Below are 22,742 nucleotides of genomic sequence, written 5' to 3'. Positions count from 1 at the left end.
CTGGTTTCGCTCGGGCCGGTGAAGTCACAACGAACGCTCGGGTGGTGACGGCGGCGGGTCATGGGTGCGATCGATGAGGTCCCCAGGCGCGGGCCGCCCGCCCCGTCCGCCTCGGTGGGAGGCGGGCGAGGCGGGCGGGGCGGCGACCGACAGCGGGCGACCGGGTTGAGGGCGGTTCGGGGCCTACATGTACTCCTCCATCCCGTGGACGCCCAGGAAGTCGACCACGTCCTTGACCTTCTGGGCCTGCTCGCGGTGGCACACCAGGACCGCGTCGCCCGTATCGACGACGACCGTGTCCTCCATCCCGACGAGCACGAGCAGGCGGCCGTCGGCGCTGCGGGCCAGGCTCCGGGCCGTGTCCTGCAGGATCACGTTGCCCTCGGCGCGGTTGCCGGCGTCGTCCTGCTCGGAGAGCTCGTGGACGGCCCGCCAGTCCCCGACGTCGCTCCACCCGAAGGCGCCGGGCACGACGAGCACATCCGCCGCCTGCTCCAGGATGCCGTAGTCGATCGAGATCTTGGGGCTCCGCTCGTAGGCGTCGGCGACGGCGCCGGCTTCGGCGTCGGTCCCGAACGCGTCCGCCAGCGGGGCGAACAGCCGGTGCACGACGGGGAGGTAGCGCTCGAAGGCGGCCAGGATGGCGTCGGCGCGCCAGATGAACATGCCCGAGTTCCACAGGAAGTCGCCCGCGTCCAAGAAGCGCTCGGCGGTCTGGAGGTCGGGCTTCTCGGCGAACGTCAGCACGTTGTGCGCCTTCGGCTTGTCGGCGGGCCCGTCGTCGCGGACGCCGTCGGTGTCGCCGTCGGCGTCGAACTGGATGTAGCCGTAGCCCGTCTCGGGGTGGGTCGGCCGGATGCCGATGGTGACGAGCGGGGCGGGCGCGTCGCCGCCGCGCGTCTGGGCCGCCTCGACGGCCGCGCGGAGCACCTCGTGGAAGCGGCTGACGTTCGCGATGAGGTGGTCGGCCGGGAGCACGATCATCGTGGCGTCGGGGTCCTCGGCGATCAGCTTGGCGGCCGCGAGCGCGATGCACGGCGCCGTGTTGCGGGCGACCGGCTCGCCCAGGATGTTGCCCTCGGGCACGGCCGGCAGGTGCTCCCGCGTCTTGCCGACGTAGTCGGCGTTCGTGACCACGAGCACGTTCTCGGGCGCGACGAGCGGCTGGAGCCGGGCGAACGTGTTCTGGATCAGCGAGGCGTCGCCGAAGACGTCGAGAAACTGCTTGGGGTGCGAGCGGCGGCTGCGCGGCCAGAACCGGCTGCCGACCCCGCCAGCCATGATGACGGCGTAGAGGGACATCGTTGAGGGGAGGGAGGATGGGGTCTACGGCCGGCGGCGGCTGCGGTGCCCGGAGGGGCCGCCGCGACTCCGGGCGCCGCCGCTGCGCGCTCCCGCCCTCATGGCTCCGCCCCGCCACCGCCCTACATTGCCTGGACTGCCTCCCCAAGCCCCCATGCGTCTCGTCGCCCTCGCGGCCCTCGCCGCCCTCCTCGCCGCGCCCGCCGGCGCCCAGCAGCTCGACCTCATCGGGACCGTCGAGCTCCCCACCATCCCGCGCCCCGGCGCCGACCAGCCCCGCGACCCCGACTCGGTCGGCATCCCCGACATCATCGGCGGCTCCGACGTCTGGGCCTACACGGCGAACGACGGTGCCGAGTACGCCATCATGGGCAACGTCGAGGGCATCGCCATCGTCGCCGTGCCCAGCCTGGAGGTCGTCGCCCAGATCCCGGGCCCGACGGACAGCGCGCCGTTCTACTGGCGCGACATCAAGACGTACGGCTCGTTCGCCTACATCGCGACCGAGGCGCTCGGCCGGAGCGAGGGGCTCCAGGTGATCGACCTGCGCGGGCTGCCGCACCACGCCGAAGAGATCGCCGTCGTGCGTGGCGAGAACGACCGGCTGGTGTCGTCCCACAACCTGTCGATCGACACAGCGACCGGCTACGCCTACATGCTGAACTCGGACGCCAACGGGATCGTGGTGATCAACCTCGCCGACCCGATCCGCCCGGTCGACGTGGCCGAGGTGCCCGTCCCCGACTCGCACGACATCTTCGCCCGCAACGACACGCTCTACGTGGCCGAGGGCCGCAACCCGACGTTCTCGATGTGGGACATGACGGACAAGGCCCACCCCACGATGATCGGCCGCGTCGACGTGCCGGCGCCGGGCTACGTCCACAACATCTGGCCGAGCGCCGACGGCCGCCACGCGATGACGACCGAGGAGACCGTCGACAAGACGGTCAAGGTGTGGGATCTCTCGGACGCCGAGAACCCGACGCTCGTCGGCGATTGGCTGGGCACGAGCCGGCTGGCGCACAACGTCCAGATCGACGGGGACTACGCGTTCGTGTCGCACTACGCGTCGGGCGTCTACGTCCTGGACATCTCCGACATCGCCAACCCGGTCGAGGTGGCCCGCTTTGACACGCACGCCGACAACGACGACGCGGCGTTCTACGGCAACTGGGGCGTCTCGCTGCCGTCGCCGGGCGGCTACCTCTACGCGAGCGACCTCGAGGGCACGCTGACGGTCCTCAAGTGGGACCCCAAGGCGCCCAACCTGTAGGCTCGGTCTCCGACGGTGTGCGCCCGCCCTGGCCCGGCTGGCCGTCGTGCTCGGGCCGACATCCCCCGGCGTCGCTCCGCTCCTCGTCCCCCTTCGAAGGGGGACTCACGCGACAGGGCTCCAAACCATGCGGTCCCCCTTTGAAAGGGGGTGCCCCGGAGGGGTGGGGGATGTCCGCACGAGACGCGGCGATGGGCTCCTCTGTGAATGCCGCCGCCAGCCCGGTGAATCGCGCCGTCGGGGTGCGCTGTGGTTCGGCCGTCTGCCGTAGCCTGGGCGAGACCCGATCTTCCGACTCCATGCGCCCGCTCCTGTTGCTCGCCGCCCTCGCCCTCCCGCTCGCCGCCTGCGGCGGCGACGACCCTGCCGACGACGCCATCGAGGAGACCGGCGAGCCGGGCGTGCTCGGGCGCTTGGGCGAGATGCAGAGCGCCGTCGAGCAGATGCAGGAGGCCGCTGACCGCCCGCCGGCCGAGCCCGTCAACTTCCGGACGCTGCGCGACCTGCTGCCCGACGAGGCCGCCGGGCTGGCGCAGGGCGAGGTCGAGGGCTCGACGGACGGCGCGATGGGCTTCTCGATCTCGCGCGTCGAGGCCGTCTACGGCGCCGGCGACGCCCAGGTCGACATCGGCATCATGGACTACGGCGCCATTCCCTCGATGGCGATGATGGGGCTGGGCTGGACGATGGCCGACCTCGACCGCGAGTCCGGCTCGACGTACGAGCGGACCGTCTCGATGGGCGGCCGGCGCGGCTACCGGACGTACGACTCGGAGCGCCGGAGCGGCGAGTTCAGCCTGATCGTGGGGGAGCGCTTCCACGTCGAGGTGACCGGCACGGGCGTCTCGGACGACGACCTGGAGGCGGCGTTGCGCGCGGTCGACCTGGCAGGCCTGGAGGCCCTGCGCGACGAGGGGCGGCCGGACGCGTGAGAGGACGGAGGAGACGACGAGTAGAGGAGGGGAGGAGAAGGCGCGGCGCGCTGGGCCGCCGTGCCTCGTCTTCTCCCGGCCTCTTCTCCTCTGCTCGTCCTCTCCTCTTCTCCTAGCCCGGAGGGCGAGCCTCCGAGGGCCCCCGGCGTATCCTCTAGCCATGTTCGACGCCCTCCCCGACGCCGCGCGCGTCTGGCTCTTCCCCCTCGACCGCGCCCCCGCCGACCCCGACGCCGTGCTGGCGCCGCTCGCCGGCTGGCTCCCCTCGTGGCAGAGCCACGGCCGCCCCGTCCGCGCCCAGGCGGCGGTGCTGGCCGACCGCGTGCTGGCGGTCGCGGCGGTGATCTCCGAGGCCGACCTCAACGCGGGCGTCTCCGGGTGCGGGATCGACGCGATGGAGCGGGCGGTCGCCGAGGCGCTCGCGGCGCACGGGCTGGCGCTCGCGCCCGCGCTCGGCGTGGCGTTTCGCGACGGCGAGGGCGCCTGGCAGCACGTCCCGCGCCCCGCCTTCCGGCGCCTGGTGAAGGCGGGCGAGGCCGGCGCCGAGACCGTCGTGCTCGACGTGACGGCGGCGACGCTCGGCGAGCTGCGGGCGCACGGCGTGGCGCGGCCCGCGGGCGAGACGTGGGCGGCCCAGGCGTTCGGGCTCTAGTGGGCGCGCGGACCGGCGCCCTGCGCGAGATCGTCCTGGGGACGCTCGCCGTCGCGGCGCTGCTCGGCCTAGGCACGCTCGGCTACATCGGGATCGAGGGGTGGTCGCCGATGGACGCCTTCTACATGACGGCCATCACGCTGACGACGATCGGGTTCGGCGAGGTCCAGCCGCTGAGCGACGCCGGCCGCGTCTTTACGGCCGCGCTCGCGTTCGTGGGCATCGGTACGTTCGCCACCATCGCCTCCCGCGTCGTCCAGATCCTGGTCACGACCGACGCCCTCCGCCAGCGAGCCATGCAACGACGGATCGACAACCTGTCCGGCCACTACGTCATCGCCGGGTACGGCCGGCTCGGCCAGCGCATCGCGCGCGACCTGGTCGCCGCCGGGCGCGACTTCGTGGTCGTCGACCGCCGCGACGACCGGGCCGAGCAGCTCGACGCCGAGGGCTTCCCCTACGTCCAGGACGACGCCGAGGAGGAGACGACGTTGCAGGCGGCCGGGCTCGAGCGCGCGGCTGGGCTCGTCCTCGTCCTCCCCCAGGACGCCGCGAACGTGTTCGTGGCGCTGACCGCGCGCGAGCTGATGGACGGGCGCGACCTGTTTATCGTGGCCCGGACGAACGAGCAGACCTCGCAGCGCAAGCTGGTCCGCGCCGGGGTCAACAAGGTGATCTCGCCGCTCGAGATCGGCGCCGACCGCATCGCGCAGACCATCCTGCGCCCCCGCGTCGACCGCTTTATGGAGAAGGTGCTGGGCGTCGACGCGCTCGACTTCGACCTGGAAGAAGTGACGGTCGAGGCCGGGAGCCTGCTCGACGGCCGCTCGCTGTCCGAGGTCGACTTTCGGCGTCACTTCCAGGCGATCGTGGTCGGCGTGCTCCGCTCGGCGACGGGCGAGTGGCAGTTCAACCCCGACGCCCGCCTCGCGCTCGCCGAGGGCGACACGCTGATCGTGCTGGCGACGGCCGAGCAGATCCGCAAGATCCGTACGGAGGGGGCGACGCCGCTCTCGAAGGTGTCGATCAAGTAGCGGGCCTCTGCGGTGGAGGGATGGGGCATCCGGGATGGAGGGATGGGCCGAGGGCTCGCGCGCGTCGTCCCGTATCCCTCTGCGCCTGGCTACCCGTCGAAGTCGCCGCCGGCGACGACCTCGTTGGCAATCTCCAGGCGCTCCAGCGTGCCCATGTCGAGAAAGCGATTCGGCGTCGCGTCGGTCCCGTCGAAGGCGGCCACGCGGCCGCCGTCGCGCGCCTGGGCGAGGTAGACGTCCATCACGGAAAACTTGACCTCGTCGCGCGCGAGCACGGCGTCGAGGAGCGCCGGGCCACACGCCTGGACGCCGCAGAAGTCGACCATGCGGCCCTCGCCGTCGGCGTCGCGCATGGGCTTGGGCTCGCCGCCGTCGAGCGTGTAGCCGGCCAGCCCGCCGTCGTCGAAGAGCAGCGCCCGGTCCGTCTTGGCCTCGGCGACCGCGAGCGTGGCGACCCGGCCGTCGGTCGCGTCGCGCTGGGCGGCGAAGAGGGCGGCCAGGTCCACGTCCGTCAGGATGTCGGCGTTGTGGACCAGGAACGGCGCGTCGCGGCGGAAAAAGTCGGCGGCCTTTTTGATGCCGCCGCCCGTCTCCAGCGGCCCATCCGGCTCGTCGCTGACCACGACCTCGACGGCCTCGCCGTCGGGCGTTTGCCAGTCGACGTCGGCGACGTAGGCCTCGACCTGGTCCGACAGGTGCGAGACGTTGACCAGGATCCGGTCGGCCCCGGCGGCGATGAGGCGCCGCGCCACGCGCTCCAGCATCGGGACCCCGTCGACCTCGACGAGCGGCTTGGGCGTGTGGTTCGTAATCGGGCGGAGGCGCGTGCCGAAGCCGGCCGCGAGGATCATGGCGTCCATGGAGGAGGGGGTAGGGATGCGGGAGGGGAGAGGGAGGAGAGGCATGGACAGAACCGGTGGGGGGCGGGGCGGTTCAGCCTGTCCCCTCATCCCCCTCTCCCTCCATGCCGCACCCCTCTCTCCCCCTCGGCGTCGTCCACGGCTATGGACTCGCGGGCGCCGGCTCGAATCTCTGGACCCGGGCCATCCTGCGGGCGCTGGCGCAGGGCGGGCACACCGTCCACGCGGTCTGCCAGGAGAGCCGGCCCGAGCGGTACGCCTTTATCGCCAAGGCCATCGCCTACGACGCCGACGGGACCCCCGAGGTGCTGTTCGACCGCGAGACCGACGTGCCAGGCCGCGTCGTGCTGCACCGCCCGTCACTCGACGTGCTGCCGACGTACGTCCGCCCGAGTACGCCGTCCGACTACGTCCGCTACATCCCGGACCTCGACGACGACGACGTGGAGGGCTATCTGGTGCGCAACGCGCGCGTGCTGCGGGCCGTCGCTGAGGCGGAAGGGATCGCGGCGTGGGTGGTCAACCACACCGTGCTGATGGCGGTCGCGGCGCACCGGGCGCGCGAGGAGGGGGGCGCCCCGTACGCCGTGCTGCCGCACGGGAGCGCCATCGAGTACGTCGTCAAAAAGGAGGCGCGGTCGCAGCGGCTGGCGGAGGGGGCGCTGGCCGGCGCCGCGCGCGTGTTCGCGCTCAACGGCGAGATGGAGGGCCGCGTGCGCGACGTGTTCGGGGCCGTGCCCGGCGTCGAGGCCAAGCTGGGGCGGATGCCGGTCGGGACGGACACGTCCATCTTCGAACTCGTCGACCGGGCCGACCGCCCGGCGACCGTCGACGTGATCGCGGGCGTGGTCGACGGCGTCGAGCGGGGCCGCCCGGCCGGGGCGACCGACGCGCTCGCCGAGCGGCTGGCGGCGCTCCCCGAGAGTCCGGCCGACGCCGACCTGCTGGCGGCGCTCCGGGCCGACTACCCCCGCTCCGCGCCCGACGCCGATGTCGAGGCCCGGCTGCGCGCGGTCGACTGGCCCGCCAAGACGGTCGCGTATGTGGGCCGCTTGATCGGCGCGAAGGGGCCGGCGGATCTGATCCTGGCGCTCCCGCTCGTGGCGGAACGCCACCCCGAGGCCGTCGCGATGGTCGCCGGGACGGGCGGCTTGCGCGAGGGGCTGGAGGCGCTCGCGCTGGCGCTGGCGTCGGGCCGGGGCGACTTGGTGCGCCAGCTCGTCCGCCTGGGGGGCGCGCTGGAGGGCGACGGCGGGCTCGACGCCGACCCGCTCTTCGCCGGACAGGCCTTTCTCGACGGCTTGGACGCCGCCGGCACCTTCGACGACTACATCGCGACCGCCCAGCGCGTGCTGACGCCCGGCTCCGTCGTGTTTACTGGGTTCCTGGATCACGACGCCCTCGGCCCCTTTTACGGGCTCGCGGATGCGGGCGCGTTCCCGTCGGTCGTCCGCGAGGCGAGCCCGCTCGTGGTGCCCGAGAGCGCGGCGGCGGGCGTGCTGCCGGTGGGGCCGGACGTGGGCGGGATGGGCGACAGCCTGCGCACGCTCGCGGCCGGCCTGCCCGAGGCCGCTCGCGACCTCCTCACGACGCGTCCTGAGGCCGAGCATCGAATCCCCGACCTCGCCGACCGGCTGGTCGCGGCGCTCGACGAGCCCCGCCGATTCGCGCCCGAGCTCCGCCGGGAGGCCGAGGCCCGGTTCGACTGGCGCGCCATCGCCGAGCGGCTGGCGACGGAGCTGCGGGAGATCGCGGACTGAGGCGACCGGCGTGCGCCAGCCGGTGGGCTCGCGCCAGCCCCGAACGTTAGCTGAACAGCACCTCGGCCTCGGTCTCGAACACCTCGCCCTCGACGCGGGCGATGGCCATGTCCCAGCCCGCAAACCGTCGGCCCTCAATGTCGCCGTGGAGGACCACCTGGAGGCTCTCGTGGCGCGGGTCCGACTTGATCCGCGCGGTGACGACGGCGATGCTCTCGGCCGGCCCCTCGATGACTTGAGCGAACCGGACGATGCCGGTGGCCTCCTCCAGCACCACCAACTTCCCCGTCACGTCGTGGCGCGCGTTGAAGCGCCGGGCCGAGAGCAGCAGGTCCGACAGGTCGCGGTCCGAGAACTCGGCGCTCGGGTCGGAGATGTACCCGAAGGTGCGGAGGGTGGGGTCTTCGTAGCCGACAGCGGTGATCACGAGGCGGGAGGGGAATGCCCCCTCACGATACGCCGCCGGACCTGCACCGCCTACCGGGGGGATCCCGCGAGGTCGGTGGAGGCGTCCTCGAACGTGGCCTCCGGGACCGGCTCGATGCCCATGTCCCAGCCGGGGAAGCGTCGGCTGGCGGCCGGCCCCTCACGCCGGATCTCGATGTCGCGGTGGCGCGGGTCGGCGGCGATCCGCGCCATGCAGGCGTCGAGCGCGGCGCGCGGCCCCTCGATCCACTGGGCAAACCGGACGATTCCCGAGTCGTCCTCGAGCACGACCAGCTTGCCGGTCAGCCCGTTCGCCGCGTTCCAGTGGCGGGAGGCGAGGAGCAGGTCCGACAGGTCGCGGTCCGAGAACGGGACGGTCGGGGTCGAGAGGTAGGCGACGGCGTGGAGCGGGTCGGGCTCGAGGCCAACGATCTCGGCGGGGTCGGACATGTCTCGGCGGTGGCTCGAGTGCGCGGCGCGGCGGCGCGCACCTGAGGGGCAATGGGGCCCGAATCTACCGCACGACGGTCGCCGTCTGAGAGCGCTGGCCGGCGGGCGTCTCCAGGCGGAGCACGTACGCGCCGGCCGGGAGCGCGCCCGCGTCCCAGATCACCTCGTGCGCCCCGCCCCGGTGCACGCCGTCGGCGAGCTGGGCAATGCGCCGGCCGAGCACGTCGTACACCGACACGCGCGCGCGACTGGTACCGGGGACGTGGTAGCGGACGCGCGCCAGCCCCCGCGTCGGGTTCGGGCGGACCGGGTCGAGCGCCAGCGCCAGCGCCGGGCTTGTGCCCGTCGACACGGGCGACGCCAGCAGGCCCAGCGGCTCGTACGCGGCGCCGAGCACGGACGCGGCCTCGTCGGCGGAGAGGCCGAACCAGCCGGTGAGCAGGCTCGCGTAGACGCGCCGGAAGTCGGTCGTGTAGCGCAGGTTGCCGGCCGGGTCGAGCGCGCCCAGGTCGGGGGCGTCGCCGTGGAGCCCGCCCGCGACGGCGGGGCCCGCCAGGAAGAGCGGCGCCGACGTGCCGTGGTCGGTCCCGTTCGAGCCGTTCTGCTCGACGCGGCGGCCGAACTCCGAGAACGTCATCGCCAGCACCCGGTCGGCGTCGCCGGTGACGCCGAGGTCGTCGAAGAACGACGCGAGCCCGTCGCCGAGCTGGCGGAGCAGATTCGCGTGAGAGCCGAGCTGGTTCGCGTGCGTGTCGAAGGAGCCGAGCGAGACGAGGTAGACGCGCGTGCCGAGCCGCCCCTTGATCATCTGGGCGACCGCCGCGAGCTCGGCGCCGAACCGCCCGCCGGGGTACGCGACGTCGTTCCGGCCCGCCTGCGCGGCCTCGGCGATCGCGTCGCGGTAGCGGAACGACTCGTTCGCCGTCGTGCGGACGAACCCCAGCTCGGCGCCCGCGGGCGTGTCGGGGAGGCCGTCGGTCGGGAACGGCTCGCCGCCCGCCGCGATCTGCAAGAAGAGGTCGACGTCGAAGAGCGCCGTCCCGTAGCCGGTGCCGTCGCCCTGGAACAGCAGGGGCGCGGCCGTGCCGATCTGCAGGCCCGGCGGCGACGACGGGGGCTCGGTCTCGCCCGCGGCCTCGAGAGCCAACGTGCGGCCGGCCCAGCCGGTCGTCGGGAGGTCGCCGGTCCCGTCGCTGGCGGTCAGCCAGTGGTCCGTCGAGCGGAAGTGGGAGAGGCTCGCGTCGGGGTAGCCCGCCGCGCGGACGACCGCCAGCTCGCCGTCGCCCCAGCGGCTTTGCAAGCCCGAGAGCGCGTTGTGCAGGCCCGTATCGCCGTCGAGCGAAAACGTGTCCTGGCTCCGCAGCGCGATCCCGGGGCGGGCGTTGTAGTACAGGTCGTTGGTCAGCGGGACGACCGTGTTGAGGCCGTCATTCCCGCCCGAGAGCTGGACGAGCACGAGCACGCGGTCGGTTTCGGCGCGGCCGACGGCGTCGAGCAGGGACGTGCGCCCGAGCGCGCGGGCCGGGACGGCCCCGACGCCGCCGACGAGGGACGCGCCGACGGCGCTCAGCCCGAGCCGCGACATGAACTGGCGCCGCGACCAGGCCTCGTGGTCGTGGTCGTGGGCGGCGCCGTGGTCGAGCGAGATCGCGCGGTCGTGGGAGTGGTCACACATGGCCGGTCGGAGGTCGGGGGTCGGAAAACGGGGGCGGTTGGGACGAGCGAGGCGACAGGGGAAAACCCATCACGCATCACTCCTCACGCATCACCCATCAGGCCAGCTGGTACTCGGGCTGGACGGCGAGGTGGAGGGCCAGGCCCATCAGCCGGGTGCCGGCGCCGGGCGCGGTCGGGTCCCACTCGTACTCGGGGATGTCGCCGAGGAGGACGCCGATCAGGCGGTCGACGGCCGGCGTGTCGGCCGGGTCGACGGCCGTGCCGAGCCACAGCGTCGCGAAGTCGACCGCGAGGTCGCGGGCGACGTACGGGCTGGGCAGCGCGAGCGCGACGCCGCGCAGCGCCTCGGGCACCGCCTCGATGCCGCTCAGGATGGCGTTCGTGTACAGCCAGCGCGTCGGCAGCGTGCTCGACGTGAGCCAGTCGCGGTGGCCGGGCCAGCCGGCGACGTTCGGCGGGTAGAACAGCCGCTGGTCCGTCACGAAGGTGATGGCGCGGATGGTGTCCTGCAGCGCCGGGATCGCGCCCGTGCCCGACTCCGCGTGGACCCCGAGGACGTGCTCGAGCGGGCTCTTGATGCGGGCGCCGATGCTGTCGCCGTCGAAAAAGTGGGCGCTCTTGAGCAGCGCCGCGACGGCGGGCGCGAGCGCGAAGTCGTTGGCCAGCAAGACGCCCGCGAGCTGCGCCACGACGGTCTCGTTCGGCGTGTCGTAGACCACGTCGCGGTAGAGCTTGCGGGCCACGAAGGTGGCGATCTCGTTGGCGCGCTCGTCGAACAGGATCTGGACGAGGTCGTCGTGGCCCCAATTCCCCGTCCGGCCGAGCACGGTCTTGATGCCGTTGTCGTGCCACGCGGGGACGAAGACGGCTTCGAGCGTGCCGTAGACGTCGACGGTGTAGCCGGTGAGGCACCGCGCGGCTTGGGCCACGTCCTGCTGGGTGTAATTGGGCTGGCCGTTGGCCTCGGCGCCCATCGTGAACAGCTCCATCAGCTCGCGCGCGTAGTTCTCGTTCGGCGCGCCGACGCGGTTCTGGATGCCGTTGAGGTAGACGAGCATGGCGGGCGACGTGCCGATTTCGGCCACGAAGGCGCGGAAGTCGCCGAGCGCGTGGCGCTGCAGCGTCCGCCAGTAGCGGCTGAGCCAGCCCGCGAGGGTGTAGGCCTCGACCGAGGCCACGAAGTGGTCGTGCCAGCCGACGGTCAAGCGCTCGTGGAAGGCGCGGGCGGCGCCCGCGAGTGCGTCGGCCTCCGTCCCGCCGAGTCCCTCGGTGATGGTGCGCCACTCCATCTCGTAGATCCACTGCGTGTTGGCGTCGAGGTAGACCTGCAGGACCCGGCGGTACTCGTCCTGCTCGGCTTGCGGGGCGTTGTTGGGCGGCGGCGCGGGCGGGGCGTCGTCGTGCCAGGCGGGCGGCGCGAGCGCGCCGATGCTGGCGGCCCCGTCGACGAGCGCCTGGACGGCCGCGTCGGGGCCGAGCGCGAGCACGGCGTCGACGGCGGCGGGGCGGGCGCCGTAGCCGGTGCGGCGCAACAGGTGCAGCGCGCGGGCCCGGTCCCACGGCGCGCTGGCGCTCGGGACGTAAGGAGCCAAGCCGCCGTTCGCCTTCAGCGGGGCCGGGGCGTCGGCCTTTGAGGCCGCCGGCGGTCGGGGCGCGGGGTCGGTCCAGCGGACGCCGAGGGCGGGGTCGGCGAAGACGCCGGGCAGGACCTCGAAGGGCGGCCCGCTGGCGGCCGGGGGCGGCGGAGGGGCGGCGAGCGGGTCGAGAATCTCCATGGGCGTCGACGGCGGGGGCTCCTAGAGTATCGACGGTCGCCCGTCTCGATCTGTTACAGACCTGTCCCGATCCGGCGTCGGCGGGCCAGCGGGGAGGCGGGCGCGCACGAGGCGGGCAGATGGTGCGATGCCGAGCCGCCGGGGGCGAGAGGCGCCTACCTTCGGCGCTCGCCACTCCCCGCACCCATGGCCGAGACCCCTCCGCTCCCGTACATCGGACGGATTTGGACTGCCGACCGCGAGCCAGGCCGCGTGGACCACGACGCGCTGAACACGGCGGCTGAAGCGCTCCATCGCCAACTCACCGCCGACCCGGCGCGATCGGCGCTGCTGGTCGGCGAGACCGGCGTGGGCAAGTCGACGCTGGCGCGAGTCCTCGGCGAGCGGCTCGTCGGCGAGGGCTGGACGGTGGTGGAAGCGAGCGCGGCCGACATCCTGGCAGGGCAGTCGTTCATGGGGCAGCTCGAAGAGCAACTCAAGGACTTTGTCGCCTCGCTGGAGGCACCCAAGACGCTCTGGGTGGCTCCGCGCTTCCACGAGCTCGCGCACGCCGGGCGCCACCAGTACAACCCGGTAGGCGTGCTCGATCAACTGCTGCCGCTCATCGAGCGGGGGCGGATTCGGGTGCTCGGAGAGGTCCCAGATGGGGCCTACCAGCAACTGGCCGCGTCGCAGCCTCGGTTGCGCGGCGCACTCGACACGGTCTCGGTGGCGCCCGCCTCGCCCGCGACGGCGCTCGGGCTCGCTCGGGCGTGGAGCCAGGCCGCCGTCGCGCCTGGAGCGCCGCCGCTGGCGTCGGAGGCGGTGCTCGCCGAGGCGCTCACGCTCGCGCGGCAGTACCTCCCCGGGCTCGCCCTCCCCGGCGCGCTGTTCCGGCTGCTCCGGCTGGCTCGGCAAGAGGCCGGCGCCGCCGATCCCGCCGCCAGCATCGACCCGGGGCATGTGCTGGTCACGTTGCGGGGCCTCACCGGCCTCCCGTCCGTCGTTCTGGACGACCGAGCCGCGCTCGACCTGAACGCCCTCGAAGATCACTTCCGCCGCCGCGTGCTGGGCCAGGACGAGGCCGTCCACACCCTGGTCGACCGCGTCGCCATGATCAAGGCGGGCCTCACCGACCCGACCCGACCCTCCGGCGTGTTCCTGTTCGTCGGGCCGACGGGGACGGGCAAGACCGAGATCGCCAAGGCGCTCGCGGAGTACTTGTTCGGCTCCGCCGACCGCCTGGTGCGGCTCGACATGAGCGAGCTCCAGACGGCTGACGCGCTCGACCGGGTGCTCGGGGCGCCACCCGGTCAGCACGGCCAGGGGGCGCTCGTCGATGAGGTCCGCGAACACCCGTTTTCGGTGCTCCTGCTCGACGAGTTCGAAAAGGCGGCCCCGTCCATCTGGGACCTCTTCCTCCAGGTGTTCGACGACGGCCGCCTGACCGACCGGCAGGGGCGGACGGTCGATTTTCGACACACCATCGTGATCCTGACGAGCAACCTCGGCGCGTCCGTCGACACGACGTCGGGGATCGGGTTCGGCGCAGTGCCTGAGCGGTTCCGTCCCGAGCGAGTGGCCCAGCAGCTCAGCGAGGTGTTCCGGCCCGAGTTCCTCAACCGTCTCGACCGCGTCGTGACGTTCCGCCCGCTCAGTCGGGCGGTCATGCGCGAGCTGCTCGAAGTCGAGCTGCGGGCGGTGCTCGACCGGCGCGGCTTGCGCCAGCGCCCGTGGGCCGTCGAGTGGGACGAGAGCGCGACGGCGTTCCTGCTCGACGAGGGGTTTACGCTCGACCTCGGCGCGCGCCCGCTCAAGCGGGCCGTCGAGCGGCACCTGCTGGCGCCGCTCGCCCGGGCGATGGTGGCGCACGCGGTGCCCGAGGGCGACCAGTTCCTCTTCATCCGGGCAGGGGGAGCCGGCCTCGACGTCGAGTTCGTGGACCCCGACGCCGACGGCGTGCCGGTCGTCGACGAGGGCAGGGCCGACCGGACGCTCCGGGCGGTCGCGCTCGATCCGCACGGGACGCCCGACGACCTCGGCCTGCTCCGGACCGTCTACGACCGGCTCTCCGGCGCTCTCGACGCCCCCGCCTGGGGCGATGCCAAAGCCGAGGCGCTGGCGCGTATGGCCGACCCTGCGTTCTGGTCGGACCCAACTCGGACGCAGCTACTGGGCGAGGCGGAGTACCGCGACCGGATCGAGGCCGGGCTCGGCACCGCATCGTCTCTGCTGGGGCGGTTGGCAGGTGGAGAGCGCCCTGGCGGTCCGCCCCGCCTTATCGGCCAGCTCGCGCAGCAACTCGTGCTGGTCGAGGAGGCGTTGGCGACGTTGGCAGCCGACGAGCCGCGCGATGCGTTTTTGCGGGTCGTGGCTGGAGAGGGCGATGCGATGGCGACGCGTGAGGTGACCGCGATGTACCGAGCGTGGGCGCGCAAGCGTCGGATGCGGCTCGTCGTGCTGGCGGAGAGCGAATCGCCGGTGGGGTTCACGGCGGCCGTGTCCGGGTTCGGCGCCTACCGGCTGCTTCGGGCTGAACTTGGGCTGCACGTGGTGGAGCGGGCCACCCCCCACGGGAAGGTCCGGGCGACGGCGCGGGTGGCCGTCGCTCCTCAGCCTCCGGTGCCTGCGGCAACCCCCGCCGAAGCCGCCAGACAGGCCGAAGCCGCGCTGGCCAACGCGCCGGCTCCACTCGAGATCGTCCGGCGCTATCGGCACGGCCCGAACGCGCTCGTCCGTGACGCCGCGCACGGGTGGCGGACGGGGCGGATCGACCGCGTGATGGGCGGCGACTTCGACCTGTTCGAACCGTAGAGCGCCGTCGGGCGACGGCGTGGGGCGTCCGTCCCGAGGGCACCGAGGCCGTGCTCACCTACGCATCCGGCTGGCCGGGCAGGCGATCTCGCGGAGCGGCCCGAGCGGCAAGACGTCGAGGTCGGCGTCTGTGCCGGCCGGGAGGGGCGGGTAGCCGACACAGCGGCGCGGGCCGTGGGGGACGCCCAGGCAGCGCGTCCAGCTGGCGTCGATCGCGTGGCGCTCGTACGTCGGGCCCCAGCACGCGCGCGACCAGCCCACGGGCCCGGCCTGAATCATGATCGGCCCCTGGAGCGCGCCGCCGACGACGAACGTGTCGCCGACGGCGAGCCACGCCGCCAGGCTGGCGGCGACGGCGAGGCTAGCGAGGGCGGCGCGGCGCATGGGGCCAAGTGACCCGCCCGCCTCGGCGGCGGGCCTGAGGGCGCTTAGTCGAGGGGGAGGCCGTAGGCGTGGGCCAGGTCGGCGTAGGCGGGCGGCGTCGAGCGGCGCGCGCCCGCGGACCCGGCGATGGCCACGGCCCGGACCTCGCCCGGCGTGTTGAGCCCCACGAACGGGGTGGTCGACTCGAGCACGGCGATGCGCAGCGAGATCTGCTCGGGGACGTAGCGGTAGCCGAACTCGACGAGCTCCGGGGTGCCGTCGAGGTCGATGTCGAGCCGCTCGGTCGACGGGAGCGCGATCCAGCCGCCGTTCGTGGCGCGGCGGTAGGCGAACACGGCGCCGTCGTCGACAAAGTCCGAGGTGAGGGCGGCCCAGGGCTCGGCGCAGAACAGGACCTCGCCGCTCCGCTGGCAACTGGCCGCGCTGTAGGCGAAGGTCGTCGCGACCACGGACGCGGAGCCCTGCGGCCCGACGGGGCCCTCGGGACCGGCCGGGCCGGCGGGGCCTTCGGGGCCGGCGTCGCAGCCGAGGGCGACGAGCGAGAGGAGGAGGGCGGCGAACGAGGAGCGGAGGCGCAACGGGGTAGGGGAGGGTGGGGTGCCGCCGTAGGTATCGACGCTCGAGGCGACGTGACAACCCTCTTTTGAGCCCCCATCCGAAGACGTTGTTGCCAACGCCCGCAAAGTCAGTCGGGTGGAGCGTCGGTGTCGCCGGGGCCCGGGCCGTGGCCTCGGTCGACGATGACGCGGGCGTTGCGGTACGCCTCGGCGAAGGCGGGCATGTCGGGGGCCAGGAAGGCGACCGTCGGGTCGACCTCTTGGCCGAGGTACGTCTGGGCCGGCTTGATGGCGACGGCGATGGCGCGGCCGGCGCCCTTGGTGGCCGCGATGGCCTGGCGCGGTGTCGAGAGGGCCTCGGCGTAGTCGTCGTCGAGGGCGTCGAGTTCGTCGACGAAGGCGGCGGTGACGCCGTAGCGGCCGAGCTTGGAGGTGGCGGGCTCCTCGGGGGCGGGGAGGTGCTCCCTCGCCTCGGCGACGACGATCTCGGAGTACTCGGCGAGGGCGGCGTCGCGGAAGGCGTCGAAGGCGCGGCGCGTGCGCGTGACGGCGGCGGCCACGTCGGGGCGGGCATTGGCGCGGGCCCAGGCGGCGATGGCGTTCGCGAGCCGCCACGAGCGGTCCTCGACCTTGGCGCGGAGCGCCTTTTTGACGGCGGTGGCGGGCTTGGAGGTCTGGGCCTGGGCCTGGGCGGCCTGGCGGACGGTCTCGACGAAGCCGGCGAGGGCGTCGCGGTGGTCCTGCATGGCGGGGACAGGCGCCCAGGCGTCGGCGTGGGTGTCGAGCACGCCCAGGACGGCCCGGTGCATGTCGTGTCGGTTGGTCTGGTCGTCGGTCATGACGCAGGGGGGGTGTGGACCCCCCTAGACCCGGATGCGAGGGTCTGCATAACCTCGGGGAGCCGATTTTCTTCGGGATCGGCGCCAGCAGGTCGTCTGGGGGCCTTTCCCGGATGCTTGCGGCCGTCCTAACCGGCTGAGGTGTGGCAAGACGCCCTCTAGGCCCCGTAGGGCGGTTCTTGGGCCCGGTAAGACGGGGTCTCTGTCATGTAAGACGCCCTCTCGGAGGCGTAAGACGGGGTCTCGGTCTCGTAAAACGGACTCTCCGACCCGTCAGACAGGGGCTCGGTGCCGTAAGACGAAGTCTCGGACGCGTAGGTCAACCTCTCGGGCCTGTAAGACGCCTGCGTGGGCCTGTGGAACAGACTCTCGGAGGCGTAGAACGCGCCCTCGGATCCGTAAGAGGGCGTCTCGTCTCCGTCAGACAGGCTCCCCGCTCGGTCACTAAGCCGCTCAGGCTCTTTGCGAAGGCGTCAGGGCGATGCCGGATCGATTCCGGTCGAGGCGTCCCGCTTCACCTGACTCGGGCCACAGTGAGAGGTGGATGGGCTGGGTGCTAGGATTGGCGAGTTCGCTGAGTATGTCGTAGCCTTCAGTAGGCTGATTTTAAGTCACAAATGGAGCTCGTACTCGCTGTCGTCGCTGTCGCGCTAATTGTGGCGGCGCTTTTTCTATGGCTGCAGAAGGGCAAGGCTGATATCCGAGGTGCGGAACTGGAGGAACGCCTGGACTCGGTCCAGAAGCGGTTTTCGTCAGTCATCGACGCCGAGGTTGAGGCAGCGCGCATCCGACGGGAGGCGGGCAAGTTGGTTGAGCGAGTCCGGCGAGAAGCGGCTGAGCAGATGGAGCGTATCGCGGGCGATGCTCTTCGAGCAGCAGACGAAGCTGAGGCCCGAGCGCAGAAAGCACTCTCCGAGTTGGACCGAACCGAAAAGCAGGTCGCCGCCTCGACAGCCGAGGCGAAGAGTCTCCGGCGACAAGTCGACCTCTTGAGCGAAGAGGCACATCTTCACGACTTTGGTGTCTATGAGCCACGTTACCAGTTCCCTGAGTCAGCTGGCTACAAGGCGAAGCTCGACGAAGTCCGAAAAGCTCAGAAGACAGCGATCAAAAATGGGGCGGCCTCTCACGCTCCAAGCCACTGGACAGTCGATGGGAGTGCGGCGAAGGGCAAGAAGATGGTTCGCGACCGCCTGAAGCTCATGTTTAGGGCCTTCAATGGCGAATGCGACGCAGCCGTCGCTCGGGTTCGTTACAACAACGTCGAGGTCATGGAACGCCGTATGGAGACGGCGTATGAGCGCATTAACAAGCTCTCTGTCACAACCGGCTGCTCCATCGAGCGGATGTACCTCCGACTCAAGCTTGCTGAACTCCACCTCACCCACGAGTTCCATGAGAAGCGCGAGGCCGAGCGAGAGGAGCAGCGCCAGATACGCGAGCAGATGCGGGACGAGATGAAGGCGAAGAAGGAAATTGAGCGGGTCCAGCGCGAGGCGGAAAAGGATGAGGCCCGCTACGAGAAGGCACTCGCCAAGGCCCGATCAGAAGTCGCCGACACCGTTGGTGCCAAGCAAGACAAGCTCCGGGGTCAGATCGAGGAGTTGGAGCGGCGACTCGCCGAGGCACATGAGAACAAGGAGCGGGCAATGTCGCAGGCCCAGATGACACGGGCGGGCCACGTCTACGTGATCTCGAACGTTGGCTCGTTCGGCGACGACGTCTACAAGATTGGGATGACCCGGCGGCTTGATCCGATGGACCGAGTTCGCGAACTCGGCGACGCCTCGGTCCCGTTTCGGTTCGATGTCCACGCCATCATCTACTCGGATGACGCACCAAGCCTGGAGGCCGAACTCCACCGTCAGTTCGACAGCCACCGCGTCAACCGGGTCAACTATCGAAAGGAGTTCTTTCGGGTCCCGCTCGACGAGATCGCTCGGGTCGTCCACGACAACCACGGCGAGATCGAGTTCACGCTCGCGGCCGAGGCTGAGGAGTACAGAAAGACGGTAGCCCTACTTAGGGAGGCGGTCCCGGCGTAAAGCAAGGGGGGCGTCCGCGCCCTGCTGGCGCCGGCGCCCGAGGCGGGCCTAGCTGGCGGTGAGCAGGGCCGCGACCTCGCGGGCCGTCGCCCGGGCCGAGCGGCCGACGCCGACGAGCGTGGCCGAGGCGAACCCCGTCCACTGCCCGTAGCCGAGCAGCCACAGCCGGGGCTCGGCGACCGACTGGGTGCCCTCGACCGCGACCCGGCCGTTGGGCCCGACCACGCCGAGCGGCGCGAGCAGGCTCAGCGCCGGGCGGAAGCCGGTGCACCAGACAACGGCGTCGATGGCCTCCTCGGTGCCGCCGGGCCAGACGGCGCCGGTCGCGGTAAGGCGGGCGACGGGCGGGCGGACGTCGCCGAGCTGCCCGGCGTCGCGCGCAGCGCGGACCGGCGGGACCTGGACGACGTCGCCCAGGGTGTAGGAGCGGCCGGGGTCCTCGCCGTTCTGCAGGGCGTGGTAGCGCGCCGTCGCGGCATCGAACAGGACGCGGCCGTCGACCTCGGGCGGGAGGAAGCGGGGCTCGCGCTCGACGGCCCACACGACGTCGGCGACGCCCGCCAGCTCAGCGGCGATCTGGGCCCCCGAGTTGCCGCCGCCGACCACGAGCACGCGCTGTCCGGCGAACGCCGCCGGTGAGCGGTACTCCGACGAGTGGAGCTGGCGTCCTCCGAACGCGTCGCGGCCCGGGACCTCGGGGACGACGGGCTCGGAGGCGGTGCCGGTCGCGCACACAACGGCTCGCGCCGTCACGTCGCCGCGGTCGGTCTCGACGCGCAGGCCGCCGTCGGTGCGGTGGACGGCGAGCGCGCGGACGGGTCGCCAGACGGGCAACTCGTGGCGGGCCTCATACGCGGCGAGGTAGCCGAGCACGTCGTCGCGGTGCGGGTAGTCGTCGCGAGCGGGCTGGGCGTCGAGGTGGCGGGGCAGGAGGTAGCCCGGGAGCGACGACCACTCGGCAGGGGAGAACAGGCGGAGCGAGTCCCAGGTGGCCTGCCAGGCGCCGCCGGGGCCCGGCCGGTCGTCCACGAGCGCGAGCGTGGCGTCGGTCTTTCGGAGCTCGCGGGACAGGTGGTAGCCGAGCGCGAGCGCGGCCTGCCCGCCGCCGATCACCACAACGTCGCGAGTCGCGAAGGGGAGCGGGGTCTCAGGGGGGAGCGTGTCGGGCCTCATCGCGTCGAGAGAGGGGGAGGCGGCCCCGGTCCTGTCCTCCGCCTGGGCGCGCCCAGCGCCGGTGCCCGGAGTGGGACTCGAACCCACAAGACCCGAAGGTCGGCGGTTTTTGAGACCGCTGCGTCTACCGATTCCGCCATCCGGGCGCGCGGCCCAAAGCTACGCCCGCGCCTCGGCGTCGCGTGTGTGAACCCTCTGCCCGACCGGCCGCTCGACGGCGACCAGCCCGACCGGCGCGGCCTTGCCTCGGAGCGGGATCTCGCCGACGGGCTCATACTGGTAGTCGCCGGCGTCGGGCCAGGCGGCTTGGAGGCGCTCGGCAAAGTCGTCGGAGGTCAGGAGCGTGCGGCCGAGCGGGCGGCACTGGCCCTCGATGCGCGCGGCGGTGTTGACCACGTCGCCCGAGTGGACGATGCCGCGGCGGATCTCGCCGATCTCGGCCGTGAACACCTCGCCGCCGTGGACGCCGCCCTTGAAGCGCGGGGCCGTCCCGTAGCGCCGCTCGTAGTGGCCCGCGCGCCGGGCCACCAGGTCGTGGGCGAGGAAAAAGCACTCGATCGGGGCGCCGGTCTCCTGGGCCACGTCGAGCGGCCAGGTGATGACGGCCTCGTCGCCGACGTACTGGAAGATGCGCCCGCGCGTGGCGAGCACGGCCTCGGCGACGTCGGTAAAAAAGTCGTTCTTGAAGTCGGTAAAGCGGAGCGGGCCCAGGCGCTCGGCCGTCATCGTGGAGTCGGTGAGGTCGAGGAACAGGAACGCGCGCTCCTCGCGGACGGGCCGCCGGTACTGGCCGATGAGCAGCGCGAGCAGCGTCTCGGGCCCGAGCACGCGGCGGAGCTGGACGGTCAGGTTGACGACGAACGAGGCCAGCATCAACAGGACGACGAGCGACAGGAACGGCCGCCCGAGCAGAAACTCGACGACGGCGCGGTCGCCCAGGATGTCGGCGGGCGAGCGGCCAAAGGCCAGGCCGTTGAGCAGGAACACCAGCCCGACGGTCGCGAACACGACGATGCCGGTGTAGGCGGCCGTGCGGAGCAGCAGGCTGAGGCCGGCCCCGAAGCGGCGGTCGGTCCGCGCCAGCACCGACGACTCGAGCCAGGCGGCGGGCAGCCCCACCAGCAGGCCCGTCGCGAGGGCGCGGCCCAGCGAGACGGACATCGGCAGGGCCTCGACGGCGGCGACGCCCGAGAGCCGCGCGGCGACGAACGAGGCGGTCGCCCAGGCGGCCACCAGCGCGGGCGCCAGCCGGAGCGCGCGGCGGAGGTGGGTGCGGGCGGGCGAGGCGTAGGACATGACGAAAGGGTACGAGCGGTGCGGACCGCGTGGCACCCCCTCGGCGGCGAACAGCGCGCACGCCCACGCGTAGCTCTCGCGACTCCCTCATCCCCTGCCCCGTGTCGCTCGTCCTCGTCGCCAACCGCGCCCCCGTCCGCCCGGTCGCCGACGGGTGGGCGCCGAGCCTGGGGGGCCTGGCCTCGGCGCTGCTGCCCGTGCTGGAGCGCCGCGGCGGCGCCTGGGTGGCCGCCCGCGACCCCGGCGAGGACGCGCCGCTCGCGCAAGCGTGGCCGGCCGACGACCCCACGTTCACCGTCCACCGCGTGCCGCTGGACGAGGCCGAGTTCGAGGGCTTCTACCAGGGCATGTCGAACCGCGTGCTGTGGCCGCTGTCGCACTACCTCGTCCAGCACGTCGAGCCCGAGCGCGCCTTTCTCCAGGCCTACCTCGCCGTCAACGACCGCTTTGCCCAGGCGGCGCTCGACGCCGCCGACGCCGGCGAAGGGCGGCCGACATTCTGGGTCCAGGACTACCACATGATGCGGGTCCCGAAGCGGATCCGCGAGGCCCGTCCGGACGCCCGGATCGGCTTTTTCTGGCACGTCCCGTGGCCTGCCTCGGAGGTCTTCCAGATCCTGCCCTCGGCGCGCCCGCTCCTGCGCGGCGTGCTCGGGTCCGACCTCATCGGCTTCCACACCGAGGGCTACGCCGAGAACTTCCGCGAGTCGGCGCGCGACCTGCTGGGCGCCGAGATCGACGGGACCGACGTCCTGTGGGACGGGCGCCGGTGCCGCGTCGAGGCGCACCCCATCGGCATCGACGTGGGCCGCTTCGAGGCGCTCGCGGCGGCGCCCGAGGCCGCATCGATGGCCGCCGAGTTCTCGGGCGACCTCGGGGGCGTCCAGATCGTGCTCGGCGTCGACCGGCTCGACTACACGAAGGGGCTGCTGCTGCGGATGGAGGGGTTCGAGCGGTTTCTGGAGCTGTACCCCGAGCGCCACGGGACCGTCTCGCTCGTCCAGATCGCGACGCCGTCGCGCACGGGCGTCGCCGCGTACGACCGCCTCAAGCGCGACCTCGACGAGGCGGCCGGCCGCATCAACGGGCGGTTCGCGAAGGGCGCCTGGGCGCCGGTCCGCTACCGCTACCAATCGTTCGACCACGCCGAGCTGGCGGCGCTGTACCGCGTCGCGGACGTGGCGCTCGTGACGCCGTTGCGGGACGGGATGAACCTCGTCGCGCACGAGTTCGCGGCCGTCAGCGCCGTGGCCGCGGCCGACGGCGAGGGGCCGGGCGTGCTCGTGCTCAGCGAGCTGACCGGCGCGGCCGACTACCTCGAGGGCGCCATGCTCGTCAACCCCTACGACACCGACGGGCTGGCGCACGCCGTCGCGCACGCGCTCGACCTCCCCGACCGCGAGCGCCGCGACCGCCTCACCGCCATGCGCGCCGCCGTCGGCGACCTCGACGTCCACACCTGGGCCCAGGCGTTTCTAGAATCGCTGGACGCGGGGTAGGCAGGAGGGCCC

At 72.5% G+C, this 22,742-nt stretch carries 19 protein-coding genes and 1 tRNA gene; 8 read left to right on the top strand and 12 right to left on the bottom strand.

The genetic code is table 11. The annotated features are described in order from the left end of the window. Positions 1–183: 183 nt before the first annotated feature. A complete protein-coding gene (locus tag ACLIRP_RS13365) occupies positions 184–1,302 on the bottom strand; it encodes a mannose-1-phosphate guanylyltransferase (RefSeq protein WP_412060960.1) in 1,119 nt (372 codons plus the stop codon). Positions 1,303–1,456: 154 nt separating this feature from the next. On the opposite strand from ACLIRP_RS13365, the gene ACLIRP_RS13360 reads away from it, so the two are divergent. The 4 genes from ACLIRP_RS13360 (at position 1,457) to ACLIRP_RS13345 (ending at position 5,196) form a co-directional block, all read left to right on the top strand. After that, complete coding sequence (locus ACLIRP_RS13360; protein WP_412060959.1) at positions 1,457–2,578, top strand: LVIVD repeat-containing protein; 1,122 nt, start codon at positions 1,457–1,459, stop codon at positions 2,576–2,578. 299 nt (positions 2,579–2,877) lie between these two features. Further along, a complete protein-coding gene (locus tag ACLIRP_RS13355) occupies positions 2,878–3,510 on the top strand; it encodes a transposase (RefSeq protein ID WP_412060958.1) in 633 nt (210 codons plus the stop codon). 160 nt (positions 3,511–3,670) lie between these two features. After that, positions 3,671–4,162 (top strand): hypothetical protein, encoded by a 492-nt coding sequence (locus ACLIRP_RS13350; protein WP_412060957.1) that lies wholly within the window; start codon positions 3,671–3,673, stop codon positions 4,160–4,162. After that, entirely contained in the window at positions 4,162–5,196 is a 1,035-nt protein-coding gene (locus ACLIRP_RS13345) for a potassium channel family protein (RefSeq protein ID WP_412060956.1), read from the top strand. Before ACLIRP_RS13350 ends, ACLIRP_RS13345 begins: the two co-directional genes overlap by 1 nt. 89 nt (positions 5,197–5,285) lie before the next feature. On the opposite strand, the gene ACLIRP_RS13340 is transcribed toward ACLIRP_RS13345, so the two are convergent. After that, positions 5,286–6,056, bottom strand: coding sequence for a nucleotidyltransferase family protein (locus ACLIRP_RS13340; protein WP_412060955.1), 771 nt, complete (start codon positions 6,054–6,056; stop codon positions 5,286–5,288). Between the two features lie 104 nt (positions 6,057–6,160). Between ACLIRP_RS13340 and ACLIRP_RS13335 the strand changes: the two genes are divergently transcribed. Beyond that, entirely contained in the window at positions 6,161–7,816 is a 1,656-nt protein-coding gene (locus ACLIRP_RS13335) for a glycosyltransferase (protein WP_412060954.1), read from the top strand. Positions 7,817–7,862: 46 nt separating this feature from the next. Here ACLIRP_RS13335 and ACLIRP_RS13330 read toward each other — a convergent pair whose 3' ends face one another. The 4 genes from ACLIRP_RS13330 to ACLIRP_RS13315 form a co-directional block, all read right to left on the bottom strand. Next, positions 7,863–8,243, bottom strand: coding sequence for a BLUF domain-containing protein (locus tag ACLIRP_RS13330; protein ID WP_412060953.1), 381 nt, complete (start codon positions 8,241–8,243; stop codon positions 7,863–7,865). 50 nt (positions 8,244–8,293) lie between these two features. Next, a complete protein-coding gene (locus ACLIRP_RS13325) occupies positions 8,294–8,692 on the bottom strand; it encodes a BLUF domain-containing protein (protein WP_412060952.1) in 399 nt (132 codons plus the stop codon). 64 nt (positions 8,693–8,756) lie between these two features. Then, positions 8,757–10,367 carry a DUF1501 domain-containing protein gene (locus ACLIRP_RS13320; RefSeq protein ID WP_412060951.1) on the bottom strand — a complete coding sequence of 537 codons (1,611 nt, stop codon included), beginning with the start codon at positions 10,365–10,367 and terminating at the stop codon, positions 8,757–8,759. A gap of 97 nt (positions 10,368–10,464) precedes the next feature. Beyond that, entirely contained in the window at positions 10,465–12,144 is a 1,680-nt protein-coding gene (locus ACLIRP_RS13315; protein WP_412060950.1) for a DUF1800 domain-containing protein, read from the bottom strand. Positions 12,145–12,330: 186 nt separating this feature from the next. On the opposite strand from ACLIRP_RS13315, the gene ACLIRP_RS13310 reads away from it, so the two are divergent. After that, a complete protein-coding gene (locus ACLIRP_RS13310; RefSeq protein WP_412060949.1) occupies positions 12,331–14,937 on the top strand; it encodes an AAA family ATPase in 2,607 nt (868 codons plus the stop codon). 54 nt (positions 14,938–14,991) lie between these two features. On the opposite strand, the gene ACLIRP_RS13305 is transcribed toward ACLIRP_RS13310, so the two are convergent. The 3 genes from ACLIRP_RS13305 to ACLIRP_RS13295 form a co-directional block, all read right to left on the bottom strand. Beyond that, positions 14,992–15,321 carry a hypothetical protein gene (locus ACLIRP_RS13305; protein WP_412060948.1) on the bottom strand — a complete coding sequence of 110 codons (330 nt, stop codon included), beginning with the start codon at positions 15,319–15,321 and terminating at the stop codon, positions 14,992–14,994. 44 nt (positions 15,322–15,365) lie between these two features. After that, positions 15,366–15,899 carry a hypothetical protein gene (locus ACLIRP_RS13300; protein WP_412060947.1) on the bottom strand — a complete coding sequence of 178 codons (534 nt, stop codon included), beginning with the start codon at positions 15,897–15,899 and terminating at the stop codon, positions 15,366–15,368. Between the two features lie 107 nt (positions 15,900–16,006). Continuing rightward, complete coding sequence (locus tag ACLIRP_RS13295; RefSeq protein ID WP_412060946.1) at positions 16,007–16,717, bottom strand: hypothetical protein; 711 nt, start codon at positions 16,715–16,717, stop codon at positions 16,007–16,009. A 617-nt stretch (positions 16,718–17,334) separates the two neighbouring features. Here ACLIRP_RS13295 and ACLIRP_RS13290 point away from each other — a divergent pair. Beyond that, positions 17,335–18,762 carry a DUF4041 domain-containing protein gene (locus tag ACLIRP_RS13290; RefSeq protein ID WP_412060945.1) on the top strand — a complete coding sequence of 476 codons (1,428 nt, stop codon included), beginning with the start codon at positions 17,335–17,337 and terminating at the stop codon, positions 18,760–18,762. 48 nt (positions 18,763–18,810) lie between these two features. On the opposite strand, the gene ACLIRP_RS13285 is transcribed toward ACLIRP_RS13290, so the two are convergent. The 3 genes from ACLIRP_RS13285 to ACLIRP_RS13275 all read right to left on the bottom strand — a co-directional run bounded on the left by ACLIRP_RS13285 (position 18,811) and on the right by ACLIRP_RS13275 (position 21,231). Then, entirely contained in the window at positions 18,811–19,935 is a 1,125-nt protein-coding gene (locus tag ACLIRP_RS13285) for an ArsO family NAD(P)H-dependent flavin-containing monooxygenase (protein ID WP_412060944.1), read from the bottom strand. A 62-nt stretch (positions 19,936–19,997) separates the two neighbouring features. Beyond that, positions 19,998–20,081: transfer RNA gene (locus ACLIRP_RS13280), tRNA-Leu, on the bottom strand. Between the two features lie 13 nt (positions 20,082–20,094). Further along, positions 20,095–21,231, bottom strand: a complete 1,137-nt coding sequence (locus tag ACLIRP_RS13275) for an adenylate/guanylate cyclase domain-containing protein (protein WP_412060943.1) — start codon at positions 21,229–21,231, stop codon at positions 20,095–20,097. A gap of 101 nt (positions 21,232–21,332) precedes the next feature. Between ACLIRP_RS13275 and ACLIRP_RS13270 the strand changes: the two genes are divergently transcribed. Further along, positions 21,333–22,730 carry an alpha,alpha-trehalose-phosphate synthase (UDP-forming) gene (locus ACLIRP_RS13270; RefSeq protein ID WP_412060942.1) on the top strand — a complete coding sequence of 466 codons (1,398 nt, stop codon included), beginning with the start codon at positions 21,333–21,335 and terminating at the stop codon, positions 22,728–22,730. Positions 22,731–22,742: the final 12 nt, after the last annotated feature.

The sequence above is a fragment of the Rubrivirga halophila genome (assembly GCF_046845755.1).
Classification (GTDB): domain Bacteria; phylum Bacteroidota; class Rhodothermia; order Rhodothermales; family Rubricoccaceae; genus Rubrivirga.
The sequence above is the reverse complement of the archived record's forward strand: the minus strand, read 5'-3'. Positions and strand labels throughout refer to the sequence as shown.

Coding starts and splice junctions, on each gene's coding strand:
- ACLIRP_RS13365 (WP_412060960.1), bottom strand. CDS start 1,302: ATGTCCCTCTACGCCGTCATCATGGCTGGCGGGGTCGGCAGCCGGTTC.
- ACLIRP_RS13360 (WP_412060959.1), top strand. CDS start 1,457: ATGCGTCTCGTCGCCCTCGCGGCCCTCGCCGCCCTCCTCGCCGCGCCC.
- ACLIRP_RS13355 (WP_412060958.1), top strand. CDS start 2,878: ATGCGCCCGCTCCTGTTGCTCGCCGCCCTCGCCCTCCCGCTCGCCGCC.
- ACLIRP_RS13350 (WP_412060957.1), top strand. CDS start 3,671: ATGTTCGACGCCCTCCCCGACGCCGCGCGCGTCTGGCTCTTCCCCCTC.
- ACLIRP_RS13340 (WP_412060955.1), bottom strand. CDS start 6,056: ATGGACGCCATGATCCTCGCGGCCGGCTTCGGCACGCGCCTCCGCCCG.
- ACLIRP_RS13335 (WP_412060954.1), top strand. CDS start 6,161: ATGCCGCACCCCTCTCTCCCCCTCGGCGTCGTCCACGGCTATGGACTC.
- ACLIRP_RS13325 (WP_412060952.1), bottom strand. CDS start 8,692: ATGTCCGACCCCGCCGAGATCGTTGGCCTCGAGCCCGACCCGCTCCAC.
- ACLIRP_RS13320 (WP_412060951.1), bottom strand. CDS start 10,367: ATGTGTGACCACTCCCACGACCGCGCGATCTCGCTCGACCACGGCGCC.
- ACLIRP_RS13315 (WP_412060950.1), bottom strand. CDS start 12,144: ATGGAGATTCTCGACCCGCTCGCCGCCCCTCCGCCGCCCCCGGCCGCC.
- ACLIRP_RS13310 (WP_412060949.1), top strand. CDS start 12,331: ATGGCCGAGACCCCTCCGCTCCCGTACATCGGACGGATTTGGACTGCC.
- ACLIRP_RS13305 (WP_412060948.1), bottom strand. CDS start 15,321: ATGCGCCGCGCCGCCCTCGCTAGCCTCGCCGTCGCCGCCAGCCTGGCG.
- ACLIRP_RS13295 (WP_412060946.1), bottom strand. CDS start 16,717: ATGACCGACGACCAGACCAACCGACACGACATGCACCGGGCCGTCCTG.
- ACLIRP_RS13290 (WP_412060945.1), top strand. CDS start 17,335: ATGGAGCTCGTACTCGCTGTCGTCGCTGTCGCGCTAATTGTGGCGGCG.
- ACLIRP_RS13285 (WP_412060944.1), bottom strand. CDS start 19,935: ATGAGGCCCGACACGCTCCCCCCTGAGACCCCGCTCCCCTTCGCGACT.
- ACLIRP_RS13275 (WP_412060943.1), bottom strand. CDS start 21,231: ATGTCCTACGCCTCGCCCGCCCGCACCCACCTCCGCCGCGCGCTCCGG.